Here is a 24,065-nt window from a genome sequence, read left to right on the forward strand (position 1 = left end):
ATCAGGGAGTTACGACGAGATGTTCGACAAGATCCTGATCGCCAACCGCGGCGAGATCGCCTGCCGGATCATCAAGACCGCGCGGCGCATGGGCATCAAGACGGTGGCCGTGTACTCGGACGCCGACGCCGACGGCAAGCACGTGCGGATGGCCGACGAGGCGGTCCGGATCGGCCCGCCGCCCTCGGCCGAGAGCTACCTGCAGATCGACCGCATCGTCGAGGCGTGCCGTCAGACCGGCGCTCAGGCGGTGCACCCGGGCTTCGGCTTCCTGTCCGAGCGGGCGGCGTTCTGCGAGGCGCTGGAGAAGGCCGGGATAGTGTTCATCGGCCCCGGCGTGAATGCGATCGAGGCGATGGGCGACAAGATCACCTCGAAGAAGATCGCCCACGAGGCCGGGGTCTCCACGGTGCCGGGCTTCCTCGGCACCATCGAGGGCCCGGAGCACGCCGCCAGGATCGCCGGCGAGATCGGCTATCCGGTGATGATCAAGGCGTCGGCCGGCGGCGGCGGCAAGGGCATGCGGATCGCCAACTCCGAGGCCGAGCTGAAGGACGGCGTGCGCGGTGCGATGAGCGAGGCGCGCTCGTCGTTCGGCGACGACCGGGTGTTCATCGAGAAGTTCGTCACCCAGCCGCGCCACATCGAGATCCAGGTGCTGGCCGACGGCCACGGCAACGTGGTGCATCTCGGCGAGCGCGAGTGTTCGATCCAGCGCCGCCACCAGAAGGTCATCGAGGAGGCGCCGAGCCCGTTCATCGACGCCGAGACCCGGGCCGCCATGGGCGCCCAGGCGGTCGCGCTGGCCAAGCAGGTCGGTTACCGGTCGGCCGGCACGGTCGAGTTCATCGCCGACGCGAACAAAAACTTCTATTTCCTTGAAATGAATACGCGTCTTCAGGTCGAGCATCCGGTGACCGAGATGGTCACGGGCCTCGACCTGGTGGAGCTGATGATCCGGGTCGCGGCCGGCGAGAAGCTGCCGTTCGGCCAGGACGACATCAAGATGAACGGCTGGGCGATCGAAGCCCGGGTGTACGCCGAGGATCCCTACCGGGGCTTCCTGCCGTCGATCGGCCGGCTGACCCGCTACGAGCCGCCGCACGATGCCGAGGGCATCCGGGTCGACGACGGGGTCGACGAGGGCTCCGAGATCTCGATGTTCTACGACCCGATGATCGCCAAGCTGGTGGCCTACGGCGACACCCGCGACCAGGCGGCCGACCGGCTGTACGACGCGATCGGCCGCTACCGGATCCGCGGCCTCGGCCACAACCTGCCGTTCCTCGCCGCGACCATCGCCATGAAGCGGTTCCGCGAGGGACGCCTGACCACCGGTTTCATCGCCGAGGAGTTTCCGGACGGATTCTCGGGCGCCGTGCTCGACCGCTACGAGGAGGGCGCGCTGTGCGCGCTGGCGGTGGCGTTCGAGCGGGCCAACGCCGAGCGCATGGCTCGGATCAGCGGCCAGATCGCCCACCGCGGCAAGGCCGACCTGCCGACCCTGTGGACGGTCCGCGAGGGCCGCGAGAACCGCCGGGCCGAGGTGCGCGAGGCCGAGGACGGCTACGACGTCACTGTCGACGGCCAGCGCTACGCCGTGCGCGGCGCGCTCGACGCGACCATCGCGGTGTTCGACGGCATGATCAACGGCGAGCCGTTCGCCGCCCAGATCGACCGCGACGGCATCTACTACCGGCTGAGCTACGGTGGCCGCGAGCTGAACGCCCTGGTGGTGCCGCCGCGGATCGCCGGCGCGCTCGACAAGATGCCGCCGAAGGAGAGCGCCGACACCGGCAAGCTGCTGGTGTCGCCGATGCCGGGACTGCTGGTCTCGCTGGCGGTCGCCGAGGGCGAGGCGGTCAAGGCCGGGCAGGAACTGTGCGTGGTCGAGGCCATGAAGATGGAGAACGTGCTGCGCGCCGAGCGCGACGGCGTGGTCGCCAAGCTGCACGCCAGCCCGGGCGACAGCCTCGCCGTCGACCAGACCATCGTCGAGTTCGAATGAGTCACGGGACACGCAGCGTCCGGCTGCTCATCGCCGGCCGGGTCCAGGGCGTCGGCTATCGCTGGTGGTGCGTCCGCCAGGCCGGCCATATGGGCCTCGACGGCTGGGTGCGCAACCGCGCCGACGGCTCCGTCGAGGCGGTGGCGCACGGCTCGGAGGACGCGGTCGACGACCTGATCGAGGCCTGCCGCAACGGCCCGCGCGGGGCCGCCGTCACCAGCGTCCAGGTATCCGACGCCGACCCGTCCGAGGCCGGCGGCCCGGGCTTCAGCCAGGCGCCGACGGTTTAGCCGCAACCGTCCACCGACCCTCATCCCGGACGACCCCGGACTTGACCCGGGGGTGATCCGAGACCTATCGGCGCGATCCCGGCGTGGGTCCCGGCTCCGCTTCGCCGATGGCGAACCGGTCCGGGATGAGGGCTAAGGGGGAGCCGATTCCCGCGTCCGGCTAGCGTCGATCGATCCGGACGAGGGCGCGCTCGCCCTGGCCTTCTGCGCCTTTGCGTGCGCGACCGGGCGCGGCGTGGCGGTTGCTGCGCTGCAGCGATAGACTGTCCGCGACACCGGCGGTTCGGGTTGGGCCGTCCGGGTGACCGTGGAGGCCGGCGATGACCTACATCGAACCCCCGTCACCGCGTCTCTGGACCGATCGGGTCCGCTGGTTCGACGAGCGGCTGCGCAAGGCCGCCGACGACAATCCCCTGCATGTCGGCAGCCAGACCGAGGCGGTGCTGGCCGAGCTGCGCCGGGTGTTCGCCGCCGGCGCCTGGGTCGCCGCGGTGGTGCTGGCCCAGACCGCGATCGACAGCGAGGTGTCCGAGCGGGTCGAGCAGGCGGTCGGCGACGGGCTGTACCTCAACGAGGTCCGGTTCGGGCGCGACTACGTCTGGCTGCGCGACCGCCGCAACGCCTACCTGCACAACGAGGGGCCGCTGCCGGCGGTGACGGCCCGCGACCTGGCGCTCGACCAGCCACGGCTGGAGAAGGAGGCGCGCCGCGCCGTCGAGCTGATGGCCGACGCGCTGGCGGGCAGGGCGTGAACCTCAGTCCCTAGCACTGCGGCCCCATCGGCCCGCCGGGGCCGAACACCTCGTCGAACGCTTCGCGCAACGCTATGTCGGCGTCCGCCAGGGTCGCTGGGTGGCCGAGGTCGACCAGGCTGGTGACGCCGTGCTGGCTGATGCCGCAGGGCACGATGCCCTGGAAGTGCGACAGGTCCGGCTCGACGTTCAGGGCGACCCCGTGGAACGTCACCCAGCGCCGCACCCGCACGCCGATCGCCGCGATCTTGTCCTCGCGCAGCGGCTCGTTGGTGTCGGTGCGCCGGACCCAGATGCCGACCCGGCCGTCGCGCCGTTCGCCGGTCACGCCGAGCCGTTCCAGCGCCCGGATCAGCCATCCCTCGAGCGCGGTGACATAGGCCCGCACGTCGGGCTTGCGGCGCTTGAGATCCAGCATGGCGTAGGCCACGCGCTGGCCGGGGCCGTGATAGGTGAACTCGCCGCCGCGGCCGGTCTTGTAGACCGGGAACCGGTCGGGTTGCAGCAGGTCGGCGGGCCGGGCGCTGGTGCCGGCGGTGTACAGCGGCGGATGCTCGACCAGCCAGACCAGCTCGGGCGCGGTGCCGGCGCGGATCGCCTCGGCCCGCGCCTCCATGGTCGCGACCGCGGTCTGGTAGTCGAGCAGCCCCGGCTCGACCCGCCATTCGACGCCGCCCGGGGCGGTATCGGAGTCGGGTTCGGGGCTGGTCTCGGCAGGGGGCTGGCGGACGGCGGTCGACATACGCTCTCCGGGCGTTCGGGCGCGGTGGAACGGCCTTGATCGGGGGTGAGGGTTCTGATAATCCCTCACGCCTGCCTCGGGGGTCACCCCGGCGCTCCGTGGCGAACATAGTGCGGTCGTGGCGGAATTGGTAGACGCGCAGCGTTGAGGTCGCTGTCCCAGAAATGGGGTGGAAGTTCGAGTCTTCTCGACCGCACCATCACGGAACGGAATGCGAAACGCCCCGGCCCTCGTGCCGGGGCGTTCGCTTTTTGGGGCGCTCGTCGCTTCGTGGGTTCCGGATCCGTCCCGCCTCCGGCGGTCCTCCGGTCCGGACGGACGCGCCATCCCGGCGCGGCCGAGCCGGAACCCACATGGCGACGGGCGGCGCCCCGGAAGCTCGGCGCGCACCCGGCGTCGATCCCGAAACACCGTTTCCGGGATAGGTCTTGGGCGCACCCGGCCGCTCGTATAAGGTCCGGAAGCCCCGCGCCGCGCCCGCCCGGCGCCGCGCCGGGCCTCGGGCAGGGAACAGGCGACCACATGGCGGACGACCTCAAGGAAGCGGCGCTCTACTACCACCGGACCCCGATCGCCGGGAAGCTGGCGGTGGTGCCGACCAAGCCGATGGTGACCCAGCGCGACCTGGCGCTGGCCTACTCGCCCGGCGTCGCCTACGCCTGCAACGCCATCGTCGACGACCCGGGCACGGCCGCCCAGCTGACGAGCCGGCAGAACCTGGTGGCGGTGATCACCAACGGCACCGCCGTGCTCGGCCTCGGCAACATCGGGCCGCTCGCCTCGAAGCCGGTGATGGAGGGCAAGGCGGCGCTGTTCAAGAAGTTCGCCGACATCGACGTTTTCGACATCGAGGTGGCGGAGACCGACGTCGACAGGTTCGTCGACATCGTGGCGGCGCTGGAGCCGACCTTCGGCGGCATCAACCTCGAGGACATCAAGGCGCCGGAGTGCTTCGAGATCGAGCGCAAACTGCGCGCCCGCATGAAGATCCCGGTGTTCCACGACGACCAGCACGGCACCGCGATCATCGTCGGTGCGGCGATCTTCAACGCGCTGCGGCTGGTCGGCAAGAAGTTCGAGGACGTGAAACTGGTCACCTCCGGCGCCGGGGCGGCGGCGATGGCCTGCGTCGACCTGCTGTGCGCCATGGGGCTGCGCAAGGAGAACGTGGTCCTCACCGACATCGACGGCGTGGTGTGGCGCGGCCGGCCACAGATGAACCCGGTGATCGCGCGCTACGCGGTCGAGACCGAGGCGCGCGGGCTGGCCGACGTAATCGCCGGGGCCGACGTGTTCCTCGGCCTGTCGGCGCCGGGCGTGCTGACCCCGCAGATGGTACAGGCGATGGCCGAGCGGCCGGTGATCCTCGCGCTCGCCAACCCGACGCCGGAGATCATGCCGGAGATCGCCAAGGAGGCGCGGCCGGACGCGATCATCGCAACCGGCCGGTCGGACTACCCGAACCAGGTCAACAATGTCCTGTGCTTCCCGTTCATCTTCCGCGGCGCGCTCGACGTCGGCGCCACCACCATCAACGAGGAGATGAAGGTGGCGGCGGTCAAGGCGATCGCCGATCTGGCGACCCAGGAAACCTCGGACATCGTCGCCAGCGCCTATGGCGGGCAGGAGCTGTCTTTCGGGCCGGAATACGTGATCCCGAAGCCGTTCGATCCCAGGCTGATCCTGGAGATCGCGCCGCGGGTCGCGCAGGCCGCCATGGATTCCGGCGTCGCCTCGCATCCGATCGAGGACTTCGAGGCCTACCGCCAGAAACTCTCGCAGTTCGTCTATCGCTCCGGGCAGGTGATGCGGCCGGTGTTCTCGCGGGCCCGCGAGGAACCGAAGCGCGTGGTGTTCGCCGAGGGCGAGGAGGAACGGGTACTGCGCGCCGTGCAGACCGTGCTCGACGAGCGTCTGGCGCAACCGATCCTGGTCGGCCGGCCGGACGTGATCGAGCGCCGGATCGAACGGTTCGGCCTGCGCATGCGCATCGACCGGGACGTCGAGGTGGTGAACCCGGAGAACGACGCCCGCTACGACAGCTACTGGCGCAGCTACCACGCCCTGATGGAGCGGCGCGGCGTATCGCCGGACCGGGCGCGCGAGGTGGTGCGCACCAACGACACGGTGATTGCCGCGCTGATGCTGCACCAGGGCGACGCCGACGCCGCGGTCTGCGGCACCGTCGGCCGCTACTGGGACCACCTGCGGCACATCCGCGAGGTGGTCGGCCTGCGGCGCGGGGTGAAGGAGCTGTCGGCGGTCAGCCTGCTGATCCTGCCGACCGGCTCGTTCTTCGTCACCGATACCCACGTCAAACCGGACCCCAGCGCCGACCAGCTGGTCGAGACCGTGGCGCTCGCGGCCAACGAGGTCCGGGCCTTCGGGCTCGAGCCGAAGGTCGCGTTCGTCTCGCACTCGCACTTCGGCTCGTCAACCGAGGCGTCGGCCCTGAAGATGCGGGAGGCGGTGCAGCGCCTGATCGAGCGGCACCCGGAGCTGGAGGTGGAGGGCGAGATGCACGCCGATTCCGCGCTGTCCGAGGTCGTGCGCGAACGGACCTTTCCGAACTCCCGCCTGAAGGGGGCGGCGAACCTGCTGGTGATGCCGACGCTCGACGCCGCCAACATCGCCTTCAACCTGCTGAAGACGTCGCAGCAGGGCCTGTCGGTCGGGCCCATGCTTGTCGGGACGGCCAAGCCGATGCACATCCTGACCCAGTCGGTGACGGTCCGCGGCATCATCAACATGACCGCGGTCGCGGTGGTCGACGCCCAGGAACACGCGCGCGCGCGCAGGCAACCGAGGTAGCCGATGGCCGGCGACGACTCGATCGAGGGACCGGACGCCCGGACGGGTCCCGCGGGCGGGGGCGACTCGACCGGCCCCGGCGGCCCCGGCGCGGACGGGCTCGGCGCCGACACCGTGGAGGCGGTGGCGGTCGCCGCTGCCGAGGCGGCGGCCAAGAAGCGCAAGGTCAAGAAGAAGGACCTGAAGGCCAAGATCCGCCAGCTCGAGGCCGAGATCGAGGAGACCCGCAACCAGGTCCTCGACGAGCCGCTGTACGGCATGACGCCGAAGCTCGAGGCCGCTGTGATCCGGGCGCTGGAGCAGGAGCGGCTCCCGGTGGTCCCGCGGCTGCTGCGGCCGCTGCACCCGGCCGACCAGGCCGACCTGATCGAGCGGTTGGACGGCGACGACCGCGAGGTGCTGATCGGCGCCATGGGCGCGGCCTTCGACCCGGAAGTCCTGGTCTATCTCGACGACACCGTGCGCGAGGAGATCCTCGCCCATCTCGACGAGGCCCAGATCGCCCGCTTCCTGTCGGTGCTGGACTCCGACGACGCGGTCGACCTGATCGGCGAGCTCGACGAGGACGAGCAGGCGCGAATCCTGCAGGCGGTGCCGGCCAAGGACCGGGTGATCCTGGAGCAGGGCCTGACCTTCCCGGAATCCTCCGCCGGCCGCCTGATGCAGCGCGAGATGGTGGTGGTCCCGGCGCACTGGACGGTCGGCCAGACCATCGACTTCCTGCGCACGGTCCGCGACCTGCCGGACGATTTCTACGCCATCTACGTCGTCGACCCGGCGCACCGGCCGGTCGGCGAGCTGGTGCTGTCGCACCTGCTGCGCTCCAAGCGGCCGGTCCGGGTCTCGGACATCATGCGCAAGGATTTCCGGCGGGTGCCGGCGGCGATGGACCAGGAGGAGGTGGCGCTGCTGTTCCGCCAGTACGGGCTGGTGGCGGCGCCGGTGGTGGCCGATGACGAGCGGCTGCTCGGCGTGATCACCGTCGACGACGTGGTCGACGTGATCGACGAGGAGGCCGAGGAAGACCTGATGCGATTGGGCGGTGTGTCCGAGATCGACCTGTACGGCACGCTCTGGGACACCACCCGGTCCCGGTTTCCCTGGCTGATGGTCAACCTCGGCACCGCGATCGCCGCCTCGCTGGTGATCGGGCTGTTCGAGGCGACCATCCAGAAGGTGGTGGCGCTGGCGGTGCTGATGCCGATCGTCGCCTCGATGGGCGGCAACGCCGGCACCCAGACCCTGACGGTGGCGGTGCGGGCGCTGGCGATGCGCGACATCGACACCCGCAACGCCATGCGCTTCATCGCCAAGGAGACCCTGGCCGGCTCGCTCAACGGCCTGGCCTTCGCGGTGGTGATGGCCGGGGCGTCGGTGCTGTGGTTCGGCGACACCCGGATCGCCTGGATCATCGCGGTGGCGATGGTCCTGAACCTGCTGGTCGCCGGCCTGGTCGGCACCCTGATCCCGCTCGGCCTGCAGCGCGTCAAGGTCGACCCGGCGGTGGCGTCCGGCGTGTTCCTGACCACCGTGACCGACGTGGTCGGGTTCTTCGTGTTCCTCGGCCTGGCGACCCTGGTCCTGCTGTAGGGCTTTCCTGCCGTCGCTGATGCCCGTCGCCCCGTGGGTTCCGGAGCCAGGCGCTTGCGCGCCTTCTCCGGAATGACGAGGAGAGAGGGAACCGTCCACTACCCCTTTATTTCGGTGACAGTGCACTTAATTCCGCCGTGCCGCCCGGTGGCAGCGGCATGGGCCGCTGTTGTCACGTTGAGATAAGTGCACTGTCACCGAAATCGAGATAAGTGCACTGTCACCGAAATCCGCGAGATAAGTGCACTGTCACCGAAATCCCACCGAAATCCTTTGTCGTCATTCCGGACGGCCGCGCCGTCCTCGGTGCGGTCGAGCCGGAATCCATGGCCCGACGAGCATCGATCAGTATTGACGCGCACGTCATTCGAGGCGTAGCGTTCCAGTCATGGCCGACACGTTCTCCATGACCCAGCTGGCCCGCGAGTTCGACCTGACCAGCCGGGCGATCCGCTACTATGAGCAGGAAGGGCTGATCGCGCCCTCGCGCCGTGGCCGTACCCGGGTGTTCTCGCTGCGCGACCGCACCCGGCTCCGGCTGATCAATCGCGGGCGCCGGCTCGGGTTCTCGATCGCGGAAATCCGGGAGATCCTGGACCTGTACGACAGCCGGGACGGGGAGCGCGGGCAACTCGCCCACTTCATCCGCAAGATCCGCGAACGGCGTGCCAGCCTGGAGGTCCAGCGACGCGACATCGACGCGATCCTGGAGGAACTCGACCGGGTGGAGGCGGCCTGCCTGGATCAGCTCGAGGCCGTGGCGAGGTCGGCAAATGGTTGACGTAAGCGTCAATGCGGTCTTGAACGCCCCGAACCCGACCTTCGCGGAGCGGGTGGCCGGGAGCTTCGCCCGGCAGGCGTTCATGGGGCTCCTCGACGCCCGGCTGGCGGCGGTCGAGCCGGGCGCCTGCACGATCGAGCTGCCGTTCCGCCCGGAGCTGTCGCAGCAGCACGGCTTCTTCCATGGCGGCGTGGTCGGCACCCTGGCCGACAACGCCTGCGGCTATGCCAGCTTCACCCTGGCCCCGGCCGATTCCTCGATCCTGACGGTCGAGTACAAGCTGAACCTGATGGCGCCGGCGGCCGGCAGTGTCCTGGTCGCCCGCGGCCGGGTGATCCGCCCGGGGCGTACTCTGATCGTGGCGCAGGCCGATGTGTCGGTCCGGCGCGGCGACGGATCCGAGAAACCGGTGGCGACCGCGCTCGCCACCCTCATGCTGATGGCGGGCATGGCGGACGAACCGTCGGCCATTGCGGGTAAGGGAGACGCGACGTCATGATCCCCAACGAGTATCCGACCCTGAACTTCGACCTCGGCGAGACCGCCGACATGATGCGCGACAGCGTGCGCAGCTTCTGCGCCACCGAGATCGCGCCGCGGGCATCCGACATCGACCGCGACAACACCTTCCCGCACGACCTGTGGCGCAAGCTCGGCGACCTGGGCGTGCTCGGCGTCACCGTCGGCGAGGAGTACGGCGGCGCCGGCATGGGCTATCTCGAGCACTGCGTGGCGATGGAGGAGATCAGCCGGGCGTCGGCCGCGGTCGGCTTGAGCTACGGCGCCCACTCCAATCTCTGCGTCAACCAGATCCGCCTGAACGGCAACGACGAGCAGAAGCGGCGTTTCCTGCCGAAGCTGATCTCCGGCGAGTTCGTCGGCGCGCTGGCGATGAGCGAGCCGGGGGCCGGCTCCGACGTGGTGTCGATGCGCACCCGGGCCGAGAAGAAGGGCGACCGCTACATCCTGAACGGCGGCAAGATGTGGATCACCAACGGCCCGACCGCCGACGTGATCGTGGTCTACGCCAAGACCGATCCCGACGCCCACCAGCGCGGAATCACCGCGTTCCTGGTCGAGAAGGGCATGAAGGGATTCTCGATCGCCCAGAAGCTCGACAAGCTGGGCATGCGCGGCTCCGACACCGGCGAGCTGGTGTTCGAGGACGTCGAGATCCCCGCGGAGAACGTGCTCGGCACCGTCAACAAGGGCGTCAACGTGCTGATGAGCGGGCTCGACTACGAGCGTGCGGTACTGGCCGCCGGGCCGACCGGCATCATGCAGGCCTGCATGGACGTGGTGATCCCCTACGTCCACGAGCGCAAGCAGTTCGGCCAGGCGATCGGCGAGTTCCAGATCATGCAGGCCAAGCTGGCCGACATGTACGTGATCATGAACGCCGCGAAGTCCTACGTGTACACGGTGGCCAAGGCCTGCGACCGCGGCGAGGTCACCCGCAAGGACGCCGCCGGCGCGATCCTGTACGCCGCCGAGAAGGCGACCTGGATGGCGCTCGAGGCGATCCAGTGCCTGGGCGGCAACGGCTACATCAACGACTACGCGACCGGTCGCCTGCTGCGCGACGCCAAGCTCTACGAGATCGGCGCCGGCACCAGCGAGATCCGGCGCATGCTGATCGGCCGCGAGCTGTTCAAGGAGACCGCCTGAGGCGGCGGCCTCGGGGTGGCGGCATCGGGGCGGCGGGATGATCGGCTGGCGATCCGGACACGAAGCGGGCGGCCCGCAGGGGGCCGCCCGCCCGTGGCCGGTGCGACGCCGCCCGGCCTCAGGTCTTGTCGTAGCCGCCGGTCTCGGGGTCGAGGATCGCGACCGACAGCATCATGCCGTTGTCCTCGTGGAACAGGTTGTGGCAGTGCAGGACGAACTCGCCGGTGAAGTCGACCTGCTTGCTGGCCGCCACCACCATGGTGCCGGGCACGAAGTTGGGCTTGTCGTCGGGCGTGCCGGCGTCGAAGTAGATCGTGTCCCGCCAGATCGGCATCTGGTACCAGACCGGCGCCTCGTAGCCGCGGTTGGTGGTGTCGTAGGGCACGCGGGCGAACGCCGCGAACGAGTTGATGTGGATGTGGAAGATGTGGGCGTCGTTGGAGCTGTAGAGGTTCCAGACGTCGGAATCCCCCTGGTAGAGCTGCAGTTGCGGCGAGGCCCCCGGGTCGCCGTCGAAGTGCTGGTCGTTGATCAGGAACGCCGGCGCGACCGGCACGCCGGAGGCGTTGAACGCAGCGTCGACGGTCTTGAACTCCAGGGTCTGGGTCGCCACCGGCATCGTGCTCGGCACGGTGGGCGTCGAGCCGGAGGCCGGCAGGCTGTCCGGGACCGCCGGACGCTGGATGGTGGCGGTCGCGAACAGCGCCTCGGTCGGCAGGCTCTGGTTCTTCGTGGATTTGTTGGACGACACCACGAAGGTCATCAGGCTGGAGGTGTTCGGGGTGTTGTTCTCGACCACGGTCGGCGCCTCGCCGAGGCCGGCGCCGTACAGCTCGAAGGTGCCGGCCGCGTTGGCCTGGATCAGCAGGTCGACCCGCTGGCCCGGCGCCAGGGTGATCAGCTCGGCGGTGGTGTAGTAGGCGCTGTCCTTGGCGGTCAGGCTGTAGTCGATCTCGTAGTAGGCGCCGGTGCCGGCCGGGTCGCGCGGCAGCAGGGCGATGCCGTCGACCGCGATGGCGTAGACGCCGGGCAGGGCGGGCGCCGTGCCGCTCCCCGTGTACTTGAACTTGGGAATGTAGGTCTGGCCGTTGCTGGCATTGACCAGCCGCAGCCGCACGATCTGCCCGAGGTCCATCGACACGGTCGGGTTGAGCTGGCCGTTGATCGAGGTCGGGGTGTGCGACGGGCCCGGGGTCAGGGTCTGGTCGAGACAGGTGCTCGGCGCCGGCTCGCCGCCGATGTAGTAGCCGGCCGGGTAGAACACCGCCTGGGTCTTTGTCGGGTTCGTATAGTAGTAGCCGATGGTCTGCATCACCGCGACGATCTCGTCGGCCGCCGTGATGTTGCACTGGCTGGCCAGCAGGTCGTCGATGTCGCCGTCGCCGGCCTTGCCGCGGACGATCAGCGCGCCCGACATGCCCGGGCCGACCTGGCTGGCGACGGCGCCGTGCTTGTGCGGGTGGTACCAGAAGGTCCCGACCGGGTGGTCGACCGGCACCGTGTAGAAGTACGGGAAGCTGGTCGGCTGGTCGATGACGTGCGGGTCGCTGTCGGTGGTCGAGCGGATCATCAACAGCACGTTGTCCGAGGGGGTCTGCGGCGTCACGTGCAGGCCGTGGGTGTGCAGGTTGGTCATCGTGAAGCCGTGCGGCCGCCAGCCGGAATCGGGCGCCATCATCGAGACGTTGTTGATCGGGCCGCAGACGCTCATCGCGTTGTTGAACCACACGCCGGTGGTCTGGCCGCGCTCGAACACCATGGTCGGACCGACCTGCACGGCGCCGGCGGGCGGCTGGTTGGCGGCGTCGACGTAGGAGGTCGCCGTCAGGGTGACGGTGCCGAGCGTGATGTCGGTGCGGGTGCTGCAGTTCAGCGCGTACAGCGTGTCCGGGAGGGGCGCGGACGACAGCCCGGGCAGCCCCTGGAGCTGCGAGAGATAGTCGGCCGCGAGCTGGCTGGATCGGGCGACCGCGGACGCCAGCGGCGGGCTCGCCAGCGGGTCGGTGGCGGCCAGGCTGGTGCTGGAGATGGCGGGGATCGCCGCTCGCGCGGCGACCGGCAGGACGGAAACGGCGGCCGCGGAGCCCGCGATCGCGCCGATGCCCTTGAGGGCGGAGCGGCGGGTCAGCGCGGTTCCGCGAATTGTGTGCGTCATGACGACTCTCCCCTTCGTCAGGATGGCAAGGAGAGCGCACTATCGACGCGTTTTTATGAACGGTCTATGCAAACAGCGATTGTGTATCGCGATACTCCGCCGATTCCGGGCCGGACACTGCCGGTTGCCTCACATCGCCCGCGACGGCTGCGTCGGGTCAAGGATCCGGCGGGCGCCTTCCGGCCCGCACACCGGAAGGCCGGTCGGGTCGAGCAGGCCGAGCTGCACCAGCACGCTGGCCTGGTCCCAGTAGATATGCTCGTGCGAGATCTTGCCGTCCTTGACGCCGACGACGACGCAGAAGGCCGCCTCGACCGGCTTGCCGGTGGGCTGCACGCCCGGCAGCATCCACTCGATCTCCGCGGTGTGGGTGAACTTGATCACCAGCTCGTCGACGATCTGGTCGGTCCCGACGGTGCTGGACACCGGAATCATCTCGACGTCGGGCGGAAAGAACTTGCCGACCAGATGGTTGGCGTAGAACGCCCGGACGCCGTCGCGACCGTATCCACCGACCATCGACGGGACGTTGGTGAGATGCGGGTTGTCGGTCATGGTGGCCATCGTCGTCTCGAGGTCGCCCCTGAGCTCGGCCTGCACATGCTCCTGGAACAGGTCGACGAGCGCCTGTTGTCGTTCGTCCAGATCAGACATCTTCCTGCACGCCCCCCATCGCGTTCTGGATACTTCGGCAATACAGATTGCCCACGGAAGACAACGCTAGGTCGAGCGAAATGAACGAAGCCTTAACGGTCGCGGGCGACGAGCCGACCCGCTGTTCCTGGTGCGCGGGAAACGACGACTACATCGCCTATCACGACGACGAGTGGGGCCGGCCGGTCGCCGACGACGTCCGGCTGTACGAGAAGATCTGCCTCGAGGGTTTCCAGTCCGGGTTGTCCTGGCTGACCATCCTGCGCAAGCGCGAGAACTTCCGGGCCGCATTCGCGGGGTTCGACTTCCGCAAGGTCGCCGGCTTCGGCGAGGACGACGTGCAGCGGCTGCTGGCCGATGCCGGGATCGTCCGGCACCGCGGCAAGATCGAGTCGGCGATCAACAACGCCCGGCGGGCGATCGAGCTGGTCGAGGAGGCCGGCTCGCTGGCGGCGTTCATCTGGTCGTTCGAACCGAAGCCGGCGGATCGGCCGGACCGCTTCGACCGCGAGACCCTGATGAAGATCACCAGGTCGGACGCCTCGACCGCGCTGTCCAAGGCGCTGAAGAAGCGAGGCTGGAGCTTCGTCGGCCCGACCACGATGTACGCCTTCATGCAATCGGTCGGGATCGTCAACGACCACTTCGCGGACTGTCACAGCCGGACCTTGTGCGAGGAGGCGCGGGCGGCGTTCCGGCGGCCGGGAGGCACTGAGGGGTGAGGGGGAGGAAGACATGACCGGCAGACGCATCTATTCCGGCGCCCCGTTCGAGGCGATGGCCGGCTACGCCCGGGCGGTGGTCGATCCGCCCTACGTGTTCGTGTCCGGCACCACTGGGTTCGATCCGGAGACCCTGCAGTTCCCGGACGACGTCGAGAGCCAGTGCGAGAACTGCTTCGCCAACATCGCGCGGGCCCTGGCGCAGGCCGGCGCCAGCCTCAACGACCTGGTGCGGGTACGGGTGTTCGTGGCCAGCCGCGAGGAGTTCGAGCGCATCAAGCCGATCATCAAGAGGTACTGCGACCAGGCCCGGCCGGCCAACACCACGGTGCTGGCGGAACTGGTCGAGCCGTACATGCGGGTCGAGGTCGAGGCGACCGCCCGCCTGACCGCGAGCGAGCAGGGGCGGCCATGAGGGTGCATTCGTGAGGGTGCGTTGCAGCATGGGGACTCGCATGCCCGCCCGGCCGCTTGCTATCGTCCGACCGACATCGCGGCGCGGCTCCCACGCGCCCGCCCGGTCGCGGATGCCAAGGCGGCCGATGCCAGGGGAAGCACGATGACCGAACAGACCGTCACGATCCCGGCCCGCAAGGGCAAGGCGACCCGCCTGCCCGCCGGCCATGTGATCAAGGTGATCAACACCCCGGGGACCCAGGTGGTGGACACCTGGGCGTTCGTCGACGGCGACATGACCGAGTTCATGTCGATGGAGCACAGCCGGGCCGCCATGAACCGGCTGACGCCGAAGATCGGCGACACCCTGGTGACCAACCGCCGGCGGCCGATCCTGACGGTGGTCGACGATACCTCGGGCGAGGTGCACGACACCTTCATCGCCGCCTGCGACCGCTGGCGCTACGAGGGCCTCGGCGTGACCGGGTACCACGACAACTGCCAGGACAACCTGCACGCCGGACTGGCGGAACTGGGCCTGGCGGCGACCGAGACGCCGAGCCCGCTCAACCTGTTCATGAACATCCCCTGGGACCTGGCGGGGCGGATCGACTGGAAGCCGCCGGTGTCCGAGCCGGGCTCTTACATCCTCCTGCGGGCCGAGCGCGACTGCATCGTGGCGTTCTCGTCCTGCCCGCAGGACATCATCCCGATCAACGGCGTCGGCTGCACGCCGCAGGCGGCGCACTTCGTCGTCCTCGACGGCGCGGCGTTCTAGACGGAGGAGCGTCCGCATGCCGACCGTCCTGATCACCGGCGCCAACCGCGGTATCGGCCTCGAACTGGCCCGCCAGTACGCCGCGGACGGCTGGAACGTCCTGGCGACCTGCCGCGACCCCGGCAAGGCGGCGGAGCTGAAGGCCGTCGCCGGCGACGTGGCGGTGCACCGCCTCGACGTCGACGACCCGGCGGGTGTGGAGGCCCTGGCCGCCCGGATGGAGGGACGGCCGATCGACGTGCTGTTCAACAACGCCGGCATCAACCGGCGCGCGCCGTCGATCGCCGACATCGACTACGCCGCCTGGGCCGAGACCATGACGACCAACGTCTTCGGCCCGATCCGGGTGGCCTGGGCGCTGCGCGACAATGTTCTGGCCTCGGACAGCAAGGTCATGGCCTTCGTCAGCTCCAAGATGGGGTCGGTCGCCGAGAACACCGGCGGCAGCATCATGTACCGGTCGTCCAAGTCGGCGCTGAACATGGCGGTCAGCTGCCTGGCCAAGGAACTGGCCGGCCGGGGCGCGATCGCGGTGTTGTTCCATCCGGGCCACGTCCGCACCGACATGGGCGGTCCGTCGGCGCCGGTGACCGCGCCGGACAGTGCCGCCGGGATGCGCAGGGTGATCGCCGGGCTGACCCCGCAGGACAACGGGGCGTTCCGGAATTTCGACGGCACGCCGCTGCCGTGGTGAGGCGCGGCGCGAACGACCGAGGGAGGAACTGGTCATGACCGAGAGTGCTTCCGACACCGACGAGGCGCCGGCGTCCGAGCCGGGCGGTGCCCCGATCGACTTCTACTTCGACTTCTCGTCGCCCTACGGCTATCTCGCGGCCCACAAGATCGACTCGATCGCCCGCCTGTACGGCCGGGCGATGAACTGGCGGCCGATCCTGCTGGGCGTGATCTTCAAGACCACCGGCGCGGTGCCGCTGCTCGACGTGCCGATCAAGGGGGCCTACGCCCGCCGCGACATGGAGCGCACGGCCCGGTTCCTGGGCATGCCGCTGGTGTTCCCGCAGGTCATGCCGTTCCCGTCGATCGCCGCGGCCCGCGCGGTCTACTGGGTGCAGGACCGGGACCCGCAGCAGGCCCGCGACCTGTGCCTCGCCCTGTACGACCGGGCGTTCGCCCGGGGCGGCGACATCCGCGAGCCGGCGGCCGTGCTGGAATGCGCGGCCGAGGTCGGGATCGACGCGGACGAACTGGCGGCCGCCCTGCAGGACCCGGCGGTCAAGGAACGCCTGAAGTCCGAGAACGAAGCGGCGATGGCGGCCGGCGTCTGCGGCTCGCCGTTCTTCGTCGTCGACGGCGAGCCGTTCTGGGGCGCCGACCGACTTGATCACGTCGAGCGTTGGCTCGCGACCGGCGGCTGGTGAGACAGGCATGAGCGTCATCGATTCCCGGCTGGACACCCGGTCGGACGTCTTCCGCGCGAACGCCGAGCGCACCCGAGGCGTGGTCGACGACCTGCGCGACAAGGTCCGGGCCGTGAAGGACGGCGGCGGCGAGCGGGCGCGCGAGCGGCATCTGGCGCGCGGCAAGCTGCTGCCGCGCGACCGGGTCCGCACGCTGCTCGACCCCGGCGCGCCGTTCCTTGAGTTCAGCCAGCTCGCGGCCCACGGCATGTATGGCGGCGAGGTGCCGTCGGCCGGGGTCATCACCGGCATCGGCCGGATCGCCGGCCGCGAGTGCGTGGTGGTTTGCAACGACGCCACCGTGAAGGGCGGTACCTATTTTCCGCTGACCGTGAAGAAGCACCTGCGGGCCCAGGACATCGCCCGCGAGAACAACCTGCCCTGCGTCTACCTGGTCGATTCCGGCGGCGCCAACCTGCCGAACCAGGACGAGGTGTTTCCCGACCGCGACCATTTCGGCCGGATCTTCTTCAACCAGGCGCGCATGTCGTCGGAGCGGATCCCCCAGATCGCCGTGGTGATGGGCAGCTGCACGGCCGGCGGCGCCTACGTTCCGGCGATGGCCGACGAGAGCATCATCGTGAAGGGCCAGGGCACGATCTTCCTGGGCGGCCCGCCGCTGGTGAAGGCGGCCACCGGCGAGGTGGTGTCGGCCGAGGATCTGGGCGGCGCCGAGGTGCATTCCCGGACCTCCGGCGTGACCGACCACATGGCCCAGAACGATCACCATGCACTGTCCCTGGCGCGCGGCATCGTCGGCAATCTGAACCGGCCGAAGCGCCCGAACGTCGAACTGCGCGATCCCGCGCCCCCGCGCTACGACCCGGAAGAGATCTACGGGTTGATGCCGCCGGACCTGCGGCAGCCGATCGAGATCCGCGAGGTGATCGCCCGGATCGTCGACGATTCCCGGCTCGACGAGTTCAAGCCGCTGTACGGCCCGTCGCTGGTAACCGGCTTCGCGCACATCCACGGCTACCCGATCGGGATCGTCGCCAACAACGGCATCCTGTTCTCGGAATCGGCCCTGAAGGGCGCGCATTTCATCGAGCTGTGCGCCCAGCGCGGGATCCCGCTGCTGTTCCTGCAGAACATCACCGGCTTCATGGTCGGCCGGAAGTACGAATCCGGCGGCATCGCCAAGGACGGCGCCAAGCTGGTGACCGCGGTGGCGACCGCCGAGGTGCCGAAGTTCACGGTGATCGTCGGCGGCTCATTCGGGGCCGGCAACTACGGCATGTGCGGCCGCGCCTACGGCCCGCGCATGCTGTACACGTGGCCGACCGCGCGGATCTCGGTGATGGGCGGCGAGCAGGCCGCCAACGTCCTGGCCCAGGTCCGGCGCGACAACATCGAGGCCCGCGGCGAGTCCTGGCCGGCCGACGAGGAGGAGGCTTTCAAGGCGCCGATCCGTGAGCAGTACGAGACCCAGGGCCACCCGTACTACGCGACCGCCCGGCTGTGGGACGACGGCATCGTCGACCCGGCCGACACGCGGACCGTGCTGGCCCTGTCGCTGTCGGCGGCGCTGAACCGTCCGGTCGCCGAGACCCGGTTCGGCGTGTTCCGGATGTGAGGGGGCGGGGATGCCGATGAAGCATGCGATCCAGCGGCCCGAGACCCTGACGGTCGACAGGGACGGCCGCGGCGTGGTCCGGCTGACGATCAACCGGCCGGAGATCCGCAATGCCTTCGACGGCACGCTGATCGGCGACCTGACCGCCACGCTCGAGGGGTTGGCGGCCGACGACGGCATCCGCGCGCTGGTGCTGACCGGCGCCGGGGCGGCGTTCTCGGCCGGCGCCGAACTCGGGTGGATGCGGGCCTCGGCCGAGCAGGGCGACCACGAGAACTTCCAGGACGCCCTGCGGCTCGCCGGGCTGATGAAGCGGCTCGACGACATGCCGATGCCGACGATCGCCCGGGTCAACGGCGCCGCCATGGGCGGCGGGGTCGGGCTGACCGCCTGCTGCGACATGGCGATCGCCTCGGAGGCGGCGGTGTTCGCGCTCAGCGAGGTCAAGCTCGGGATCATCCCCGGGGCGATCAGCCCCTACGTACTGCGGGCCATCGGGCCGCGCAACGCCCGGCGCTATTTCCTGACCGGCGAGCGGTTCGACGCCGCCGCCGCCCGGGACATCGGGCTGGTGCACGAGGTGGTGCCGGCCGGCCGCCTGGACGCCGCGGTCGACGACCTGGTCGACGAGCTGCTGGCGGCCGGACCGAAGGCGGTGCGGGCCGCCAAGGACCTGATCGCCCACGTGGCGTTCCGGGAGATCGACGACCTGCTGATCCGCGACACCGCCCAGCGGATCGCCGGCCAGCGGGCCGGCGACGAGGCCAAGGACGGATTGGGGGCATTCTTGGAAAAGCGCAAACCGGGGTGGATCGCGTGATTCGCACTCTTCTGATCGCCAATCGCGGCGAGATCGCCTGCCGGGTCGCGCGCACCGCGCGGGCCATGGGTATCCGCACCGTCGCGGTGTTCTCCGAGGCCGACGCCGGCGCGCCGCACGTCCGGGCCTGCGACGAGGCCTGGCCGATCGGGCCGGCGGCCGCCGCCGAGTCCTACCTGAAGGCCGACGTGATCCTCGACGTCGCCCGCCGGGCCGGGGCCGACGCCGTGCACCCGGGCTACGGCTTCCTGTCGGAGAACGCCGGCTTCGCGCGGGCCTGCGAGGCCGCCGGCATCGTGTTCGTCGGGCCGCCGGCCTCGGCGATCGACGCCATGGGCTCGAAGGCCGGCGCCAAGGCGCTGATGGAGAAGGCCGGGGTGCCGCTGGTGCCCGGCTATCACGGCGACGACCAGGCGCCGGAGCGGCTGGCCGAGGCGGCGCGGAGCATCGGCTTCCCGGTGCTGCTGAAGGCCTCGGCCGGCGGCGGCGGCAAGGGCATGCGGGTGGTGCGCGCCGAGGCGGAGCTGACGGCGGCCATCGACTCGGCCAAGCGCGAGGGCAAGGCGTCGTTCGGCGACGACCGGCTGATCGTCGAGAAGTACCTGGAGCGACCGCGCCACGTGGAGGTCCAGGTGTTCGCCGACCGCCACGGCAACACCGTCCACCTGTTCGAGCGCGACTGCTCGGCCCAGCGCCGGCACCAGAAGATCCTGGAGGAGGCGCCGGCCCCCGAGCTCGACCCGGCGACCCGCGAGGCCATGGGCAGGGCGGCGGTCGCGGCGGCCGAGGCGGTCGGCTACGTCGGCGCCGGCACCGTCGAGTTCATCCTCGACGCCTCCGGCTCGTTCCACTTCATGGAGATGAACACCCGCCTGCAGGTCGAGCACCCGGTGACCGAGCTGATCACCGGCCTCGACCTGGTCGCCCTGCAGCTCCGGGTGGCGGCCGGCGAGCCCTTGCCGTTCGGGCAGGAGGACCTGCGGATCGGCGGCCACGCGGTCGAGGTCCGGCTGTACGCCGAGGATCCGGCCCGCGACTTCTTCCCGCAGACCGGCCCGCTGACCCGGCTGCGGCTGCCCGAAGGCGAGGGGGTGCGGGTCGATTCCGGCGTCGAGGAGGGCGGCGCGGTGACCGTCCACTACGACCCGATGATCGCCAAGCTGATCGCCCACGGCCGCGACCGGCGCGAGGCGCTGGCCCGGTTGGCGGCCGCGCTCGGCCGCACCGAGGTGGTCGGGGTGACCACCAACGCCGGCTTCCTGAAGCGGCTGGTCGAGCATCCCGAGGTGGTGGCCGGGCCGATCGACACCGGCTTCGTCGGCCGCGAGATCGCGGCGCTGGCGCCGGCCGGCGAATCGGCGCCCGAGTCGGTGCTGGCGGTCGCCGGCCTCGCCGAGATGCTGGCGCTCGACGCCGCCGCCAAGGCCGCCGCGGCGCGCGGCGGCGACCCGCATTCGCCCTGGGCCCGGGCCGACGGCTGGCGGCTCAACGACACCGCCCATCACGACCTGGTGTTCCACGACGGCGACCGCACCGTCACGGTGCGGATGACCCACGAGGCCGGGGCCTGGACGGCGCTGGTCGGCGAGGCCCGGCTGCGGCTGCGCGGCGTGCTGGACGGCGACGGCGGGCTCGACCTGACGGTCGACGGCCGGCGGCAGGCTGCCACCGTGGTCGCCGACGGCGACCGCCGGGTGGTGTTCCTCGCCGGCCGTTCGTGGCCGCTGGCGCTGGAGGACCCGTTCGCCGCCGGCGAGGCCGAGGAGGGGGCCGAGGGCCGCCTGACCGCGCCGATGCCGGCCAAGGTGATCCGGGTCGCCGCGGCGGTCGGCGACCGGGTCGCCCGTGGTGCCGTGCTGCTGGTGCTGGAAGCCATGAAGATGGAGCACAGCGTGGCGGCGCCGGCCGACGGCACGGTCGCGCGGTTGGCGGTTGGCGAGGGCGACCTGGTCGAGGAGGGGGCCGAGCTGGTGGTGCTCGACGCAGCGGAGCCGGAGGCGAACGCCGGATGACCGCCCGCTACCGCACGCCCCTGATCGCCGGGATCCTGGCGGTCGCGGCGCTGGCGCTGTGGTTCACGCCGCCGCCCGCCGGCGCCTCGCCGATGATGATGCACGCGGCCGCGCTGGTGGTCCTGTCGATCGGCTGCTGGGCCACCATGATCGTGCCCGAGCACCTGGCGGCGCTGGGATTCTTCCTCGGCGCCATGGTGCTGCATGTCGGCAAGCCGCTGGTGATCTTCTCCGGCTTCGCCAGCCCGGCGTTCTGGCTGGTGTTCGGCGGGTTGGTGATCGGCGCCGCGGTCGAGCGCACCGGCCTCGGCCGGCGGATCGCCCGGGCGCTGGTCGGGCGCTTCACGGGCGGCTACATGGCGACCGTCGCCGGGGTGGTGACGGTGTGCCTGGCGCTCGGGTTCCTGATGCCGTCGACCATGGGGCGGCTGGTGCTGCTGCTGCCGATCGTGATGGCGCTGGCGGACCGGCTCGGCTACCGCGAGGGCTCGCGCGGGCGGACCGGCCTGGTGATCGCCACCGGCTTCGGCTCCTATCTCGGGCCGGTCGCGATCCTGCCGGCGAACGTGCCGAACAACGTGCTGCTGGGCGCGGCCCAGGTGTTCCATGGCGTCCAGCTGCGCTACTTCGACTGGCTGCTGATCCATTTCCCGGTGCTGGGCTTCCTGAAGTCGGTTCTGCTGGTGGTGGTGGTGTGGTGGCTGTTCCGCGACACCCCGAGCGAATCGGCGGGAACCGCCGACGAAGCCGCCCCGGTGTACTGGAGCAAGGACGAGCGGCTGCTGGCGGTGCTGCTGGCGATCGCGCTCGGCCTGTGGGCGACCGACTCGGTGCACCATGTCTCGCCGGCCTGGATCAGCCTCGGGGCCGGGCTGATCTGCCTGCTGCCGGCGGTCGGTCTGGTGCCGCCGCAGGCGTTTCGCGACAAGGTGCCGATGAACCCGCTGATCTACGTGGCCGGGATCCTCGGGGTCGGTGCGCTGGTGGCCGACAGCGGGCTCGGGGCGGCGCTCGCCGAGGCCATGCTGGGCGCGATCCACCTGGACCCGGACTCGCCGGGGCGCAGCTTCTTCGCGCTGGCGCTGCTCGGAACCGGGCTCGGCACGGTGTCCACCATGCCCGGCGTACCGGCGATTCTCACGCCGATCGCCGGCGACATGGCGGCCGCCTCGGGGCTGCCGATCGAGACCGTGCTGATGACCTTCGTGGTCGGGTTCTCGACGGTGTTCTTCCCCTACCAGGTGCCGCCGCTGATCGTCCTGCTGCAGCTCGGCAACATCCCGATCCGCGCCGCGCTGGGCACCGCGCTGGTGACCGCGGTGGCGACCGTGGTCCTGCTGCTGCCGCTGGATTACCTGTGGTGGCGCGTGCTGGGGCTGCTGCCGTGACCGGAAGGAGGGGGCGGTGACGCTTCACCTGATCAAGCTGTGCGTCGGCATCGACACCGTCGAGCAGCTGGAGGCGTACCGCAAGCGCCGGCAGGCCGAGCTGACCGCCGCCGGGCTGCCGCCCCATACCCGTCACCTGACCCGCAACTTCCCGCGGCGGGCCGCCGAGATCCTGGAGGGCGGCGGCTCGCTGTACTGGGTGATCCGCCGCGAGATCAGGGCGCGCCAGCGCCTCCACGCCATCGAGGAGGCGGTCGACGAGAACGGCCGGCCGTGCTGTGCGCTGGTGTTCGAGCCGGAGGTGATCCGGGTGATGCCGCGCAGCCACCGGCCGTTCCAGGGCTGGCGCTACCTGGAGGCGGCGGACGCCCCGGCCGACCTGCCGGCCCATTCGGCCGACGACTCGGCGGACATGCCCGAGGAGATGCGCCGCGAACTGCGCGCCCTCGGCCTGATCTGAGGCGGGCTGCCGGCGCCGGCGCCCGTCCGGGCGACGGTCAGCGGCGCACGGTGCCGCTGTCCAGCACCGTGCGGTTGGCCGGCGCCACGGTGAAGTCGATCGCGGTGCCGCTGCCGATTCCGGCGATCCCGCTGTTCGGCTGCAGGGTGATGGTCGCGACCCGGGCGCCGCGCCGGTAGGTCATGGTCGAGATCTTCGCGCGCACGGTGGTCAGCTGCTCCCAGCTGAACTTCGGCATCTCCCGTTCGTAGAACGAGTACATGTCGGTCATGTCGTACTTCACGGTCAGCGACAGCCGGCCGATCCAGCCTTCCTCGGTGCCGAGCACCAGCGACTGCTCGAGGTCCAGGTCCGAACCCGCCGGGATCGGGATGTCGTTGAACTGCGTGAAAGTGCTGGCCGGTGCCGCCCCCTTGTCCGGGTTGCGGCCGGCCGCCTGGGTGCCGTCGCTGCCGCCGACGGTCTCCTTGCTCTTGAACACGTCCATCAGGTTGGCGTCGCATCCGGCGAGGGCCAGGGCGACCGGCAGGGCGAGGGTCAGGGAAACGGTGCGAAGGGTCCGTCGGGCGGCGAAAATGCGGGGCCGGCGGCGGCTCGATGGCGAGATCGGCGTCATGGGCGCGTCGGATCCTCGTTGGAAGCGTCGACGGTCGGCACCGCCACGGCCAGATATTGTGCCATGGGGGGAAATCGAAGTCAGCATATGGAGGATGTCGATTTTATGAAACGAGGGCTTGCACGCCCGAAAAGAGGGGGCTATATACCGCCTCACCGCTGAGGGCGACGCCCTCTCCGGTCTCTCGGACAGAGAACGGGGTCGGGCAGGACAAAGTGAACCTGCCACGGCCGCTTTCGCGCCGCAGAGTGGAGCTCCGGCTCCCGGCTCTTGGACAAGTGAATAGGAAGGGATGCGCAGGCGGCGGTCTGGCTTTGGTTTTGGCTGGGCATTGCTGGGTCTTTCGGGGCCTGGCTTATGAGCTTGTCTGTGCATCTTGACTGTGCGTCTGAGGGCGCTGTGGCTGCGGTTTCGGCTGTGGCTGTGGT

22 protein-coding genes and 1 tRNA gene are annotated in these 24,065 nt (G+C 70.2%); 19 read left to right on the forward strand and 4 right to left on the reverse strand.

The window, feature by feature from the left end; all coding sequences use genetic code 11:
• Positions 1-19: 19 nt before the first annotated feature.
• The 3 genes from IE246_RS21275 to IE246_RS21285 all read left to right on the forward strand — a co-directional run bounded on the left by IE246_RS21275 (position 20) and on the right by IE246_RS21285 (position 3,050).
• The gene (locus IE246_RS21275; RefSeq protein ID WP_189993417.1) at positions 20-2,008 is read left to right on the forward strand and encodes an acetyl-CoA carboxylase biotin carboxylase subunit; all 1,989 of its coding nucleotides are present in this window, start codon (positions 20-22) and stop codon (positions 2,006-2,008) included.
• Complete coding sequence (locus IE246_RS21280; RefSeq protein WP_189993419.1) at positions 2,005-2,298, forward strand: acylphosphatase; 294 nt, start codon at positions 2,005-2,007, stop codon at positions 2,296-2,298. Before IE246_RS21275 ends, IE246_RS21280 begins: the two co-directional genes overlap by 4 nt.
• 320 nt (positions 2,299-2,618) lie before the next feature.
• Complete coding sequence (locus IE246_RS21285) at positions 2,619-3,050, forward strand: hypothetical protein (protein ID WP_189993421.1); 432 nt, start codon at positions 2,619-2,621, stop codon at positions 3,048-3,050.
• 10 nt (positions 3,051-3,060) lie between these two features.
• Here IE246_RS21285 and lipB read toward each other — a convergent pair whose 3' ends face one another.
• Complete coding sequence (gene lipB, locus IE246_RS21290) at positions 3,061-3,792, reverse strand: lipoyl(octanoyl) transferase LipB (RefSeq protein WP_189993423.1); 732 nt, start codon at positions 3,790-3,792, stop codon at positions 3,061-3,063.
• Between the two features lie 112 nt (positions 3,793-3,904).
• Between lipB and IE246_RS21295 the strand changes: the two genes are divergently transcribed.
• From IE246_RS21295 to IE246_RS21320, 6 genes are all read left to right on the forward strand, one after another.
• Positions 3,905-3,991, forward strand: a tRNA-Leu gene (locus tag IE246_RS21295).
• A 323-nt stretch (positions 3,992-4,314) separates the two neighbouring features.
• Positions 4,315-6,603 carry an NADP-dependent malic enzyme gene (locus IE246_RS21300; protein WP_189993426.1) on the forward strand — a complete coding sequence of 763 codons (2,289 nt, stop codon included), beginning with the start codon at positions 4,315-4,317 and terminating at the stop codon, positions 6,601-6,603.
• Positions 6,604-6,606: 3 nt separating this feature from the next.
• Complete coding sequence (mgtE, locus tag IE246_RS21305) at positions 6,607-8,193, forward strand: magnesium transporter (protein WP_189993428.1); 1,587 nt, start codon at positions 6,607-6,609, stop codon at positions 8,191-8,193.
• A gap of 388 nt (positions 8,194-8,581) precedes the next feature.
• Positions 8,582-8,974 carry a MerR family transcriptional regulator gene (locus IE246_RS21310; protein ID WP_189993430.1) on the forward strand — a complete coding sequence of 131 codons (393 nt, stop codon included), beginning with the start codon at positions 8,582-8,584 and terminating at the stop codon, positions 8,972-8,974.
• Entirely contained in the window at positions 8,967-9,473 is a 507-nt protein-coding gene (locus IE246_RS21315; protein WP_189993432.1) for a PaaI family thioesterase, read from the forward strand. The genes IE246_RS21310 and IE246_RS21315 overlap by 8 nt, the downstream gene beginning before the upstream one ends.
• The gene (locus tag IE246_RS21320; RefSeq protein ID WP_189993434.1) at positions 9,470-10,642 is read left to right on the forward strand and encodes an isovaleryl-CoA dehydrogenase; all 1,173 of its coding nucleotides are present in this window, start codon (positions 9,470-9,472) and stop codon (positions 10,640-10,642) included. Before IE246_RS21315 ends, IE246_RS21320 begins: the two co-directional genes overlap by 4 nt.
• A 118-nt stretch (positions 10,643-10,760) precedes the next feature.
• Here the strand turns inward: IE246_RS21320 and IE246_RS21325 are convergent, their stop codons facing one another.
• Positions 10,761-12,797, reverse strand: coding sequence for a multicopper oxidase family protein (locus IE246_RS21325; RefSeq protein WP_189993436.1), 2,037 nt, complete (start codon positions 12,795-12,797; stop codon positions 10,761-10,763).
• A gap of 129 nt (positions 12,798-12,926) precedes the next feature.
• On the reverse strand, positions 12,927-13,451 hold the full coding sequence (locus IE246_RS21330; protein WP_189993438.1) for a nuclear transport factor 2 family protein: 525 nt from the start codon (positions 13,449-13,451) through the stop codon (positions 12,927-12,929).
• An 80-nt stretch (positions 13,452-13,531) separates the two neighbouring features.
• Between IE246_RS21330 and IE246_RS21335 the strand changes: the two genes are divergently transcribed.
• The 10 genes from IE246_RS21335 (at position 13,532) to IE246_RS21380 (ending at position 23,021) form a co-directional block, all read left to right on the forward strand.
• Positions 13,532-14,173 (forward strand): DNA-3-methyladenine glycosylase I, encoded by a 642-nt coding sequence (locus IE246_RS21335; RefSeq protein WP_189993440.1) that lies wholly within the window; start codon positions 13,532-13,534, stop codon positions 14,171-14,173.
• Positions 14,174-14,186: 13 nt separating this feature from the next.
• Entirely contained in the window at positions 14,187-14,588 is a 402-nt protein-coding gene (locus tag IE246_RS21340; protein WP_189993442.1) for a RidA family protein, read from the forward strand.
• A gap of 144 nt (positions 14,589-14,732) precedes the next feature.
• Positions 14,733-15,347, forward strand: coding sequence for a DUF1989 domain-containing protein (locus IE246_RS21345; protein WP_189993445.1), 615 nt, complete (start codon positions 14,733-14,735; stop codon positions 15,345-15,347).
• Between the two features lie 16 nt (positions 15,348-15,363).
• The gene (locus tag IE246_RS21350; RefSeq protein ID WP_189993447.1) at positions 15,364-16,041 is read left to right on the forward strand and encodes an SDR family oxidoreductase; all 678 of its coding nucleotides are present in this window, start codon (positions 15,364-15,366) and stop codon (positions 16,039-16,041) included.
• A 34-nt stretch (positions 16,042-16,075) separates the two neighbouring features.
• The gene (locus IE246_RS21355) at positions 16,076-16,726 is read left to right on the forward strand and encodes a 2-hydroxychromene-2-carboxylate isomerase (protein WP_189993450.1); all 651 of its coding nucleotides are present in this window, start codon (positions 16,076-16,078) and stop codon (positions 16,724-16,726) included.
• Positions 16,727-16,733: 7 nt separating this feature from the next.
• Positions 16,734-18,341, forward strand: a complete 1,608-nt coding sequence (locus IE246_RS21360; protein WP_189993452.1) for a carboxyl transferase domain-containing protein — start codon at positions 16,734-16,736, stop codon at positions 18,339-18,341.
• 16 nt (positions 18,342-18,357) lie between these two features.
• A complete protein-coding gene (locus IE246_RS21365; RefSeq protein WP_189993453.1) occupies positions 18,358-19,161 on the forward strand; it encodes an enoyl-CoA hydratase/isomerase family protein in 804 nt (267 codons plus the stop codon).
• A complete protein-coding gene (locus IE246_RS21370) occupies positions 19,158-21,173 on the forward strand; it encodes an acetyl/propionyl/methylcrotonyl-CoA carboxylase subunit alpha (protein ID WP_189993455.1) in 2,016 nt (671 codons plus the stop codon). Before IE246_RS21365 ends, IE246_RS21370 begins: the two co-directional genes overlap by 4 nt.
• Complete coding sequence (locus tag IE246_RS21375; RefSeq protein ID WP_189993457.1) at positions 21,170-22,561, forward strand: SLC13 family permease; 1,392 nt, start codon at positions 21,170-21,172, stop codon at positions 22,559-22,561. The genes IE246_RS21370 and IE246_RS21375 overlap by 4 nt, the downstream gene beginning before the upstream one ends.
• A gap of 16 nt (positions 22,562-22,577) precedes the next feature.
• On the forward strand, positions 22,578-23,021 hold the full coding sequence (locus IE246_RS21380) for a DUF1489 family protein (RefSeq protein ID WP_189993459.1): 444 nt from the start codon (positions 22,578-22,580) through the stop codon (positions 23,019-23,021).
• Positions 23,022-23,058: 37 nt separating this feature from the next.
• On the opposite strand, the gene IE246_RS21385 is transcribed toward IE246_RS21380, so the two are convergent.
• Positions 23,059-23,637, reverse strand: coding sequence for a hypothetical protein (locus IE246_RS21385; protein WP_189993461.1), 579 nt, complete (start codon positions 23,635-23,637; stop codon positions 23,059-23,061).
• Between the last annotated feature and the right edge of the window lie 428 nt (positions 23,638-24,065).

The organism is Thalassobaculum fulvum, from assembly GCF_014652915.1.
GTDB lineage: Bacteria > Pseudomonadota > Alphaproteobacteria > Thalassobaculales > Thalassobaculaceae > Thalassobaculum_A > Thalassobaculum_A fulvum.

What these genes read in the sequence shown, in the direction of transcription:
- IE246_RS21360 (WP_189993452.1), top strand. Translation starts at nt 16,734, where the DNA reads ATGAGCGTCATCGATTCCCGGCTGGACACCCGGTCGGACGTCTTCCGC.
- IE246_RS21350 (WP_189993447.1), top strand. Translation starts at nt 15,364, where the DNA reads ATGCCGACCGTCCTGATCACCGGCGCCAACCGCGGTATCGGCCTCGAA.
- IE246_RS21365 (WP_189993453.1), top strand. Translation starts at nt 18,358, where the DNA reads ATGAAGCATGCGATCCAGCGGCCCGAGACCCTGACGGTCGACAGGGAC.
- IE246_RS21315 (WP_189993432.1), top strand. Translation starts at nt 8,967, where the DNA reads ATGGTTGACGTAAGCGTCAATGCGGTCTTGAACGCCCCGAACCCGACC.
- IE246_RS21375 (WP_189993457.1), top strand. Translation starts at nt 21,170, where the DNA reads ATGACCGCCCGCTACCGCACGCCCCTGATCGCCGGGATCCTGGCGGTC.
- IE246_RS21280 (WP_189993419.1), top strand. Translation starts at nt 2,005, where the DNA reads ATGAGTCACGGGACACGCAGCGTCCGGCTGCTCATCGCCGGCCGGGTC.
- IE246_RS21355 (WP_189993450.1), top strand. Translation starts at nt 16,076, where the DNA reads ATGACCGAGAGTGCTTCCGACACCGACGAGGCGCCGGCGTCCGAGCCG.
- IE246_RS21310 (WP_189993430.1), top strand. Translation starts at nt 8,582, where the DNA reads ATGGCCGACACGTTCTCCATGACCCAGCTGGCCCGCGAGTTCGACCTG.
- mgtE (WP_189993428.1), top strand. Translation starts at nt 6,607, where the DNA reads ATGGCCGGCGACGACTCGATCGAGGGACCGGACGCCCGGACGGGTCCC.
- IE246_RS21340 (WP_189993442.1), top strand. Translation starts at nt 14,187, where the DNA reads ATGACCGGCAGACGCATCTATTCCGGCGCCCCGTTCGAGGCGATGGCC.
- lipB (WP_189993423.1), bottom strand. Translation starts at nt 3,792, where the DNA reads ATGTCGACCGCCGTCCGCCAGCCCCCTGCCGAGACCAGCCCCGAACCC.
- IE246_RS21300 (WP_189993426.1), top strand. Translation starts at nt 4,315, where the DNA reads ATGGCGGACGACCTCAAGGAAGCGGCGCTCTACTACCACCGGACCCCG.
- IE246_RS21385 (WP_189993461.1), bottom strand. Translation starts at nt 23,637, where the DNA reads ATGACGCCGATCTCGCCATCGAGCCGCCGCCGGCCCCGCATTTTCGCC.
- IE246_RS21320 (WP_189993434.1), top strand. Translation starts at nt 9,470, where the DNA reads ATGATCCCCAACGAGTATCCGACCCTGAACTTCGACCTCGGCGAGACC.
- IE246_RS21345 (WP_189993445.1), top strand. Translation starts at nt 14,733, where the DNA reads ATGACCGAACAGACCGTCACGATCCCGGCCCGCAAGGGCAAGGCGACC.
- IE246_RS21330 (WP_189993438.1), bottom strand. Translation starts at nt 13,451, where the DNA reads ATGTCTGATCTGGACGAACGACAACAGGCGCTCGTCGACCTGTTCCAG.
- IE246_RS21335 (WP_189993440.1), top strand. Translation starts at nt 13,532, where the DNA reads ATGAACGAAGCCTTAACGGTCGCGGGCGACGAGCCGACCCGCTGTTCC.
- IE246_RS21275 (WP_189993417.1), top strand. Translation starts at nt 20, where the DNA reads ATGTTCGACAAGATCCTGATCGCCAACCGCGGCGAGATCGCCTGCCGG.
- IE246_RS21325 (WP_189993436.1), bottom strand. Translation starts at nt 12,797, where the DNA reads ATGACGCACACAATTCGCGGAACCGCGCTGACCCGCCGCTCCGCCCTC.
- IE246_RS21285 (WP_189993421.1), top strand. Translation starts at nt 2,619, where the DNA reads ATGACCTACATCGAACCCCCGTCACCGCGTCTCTGGACCGATCGGGTC.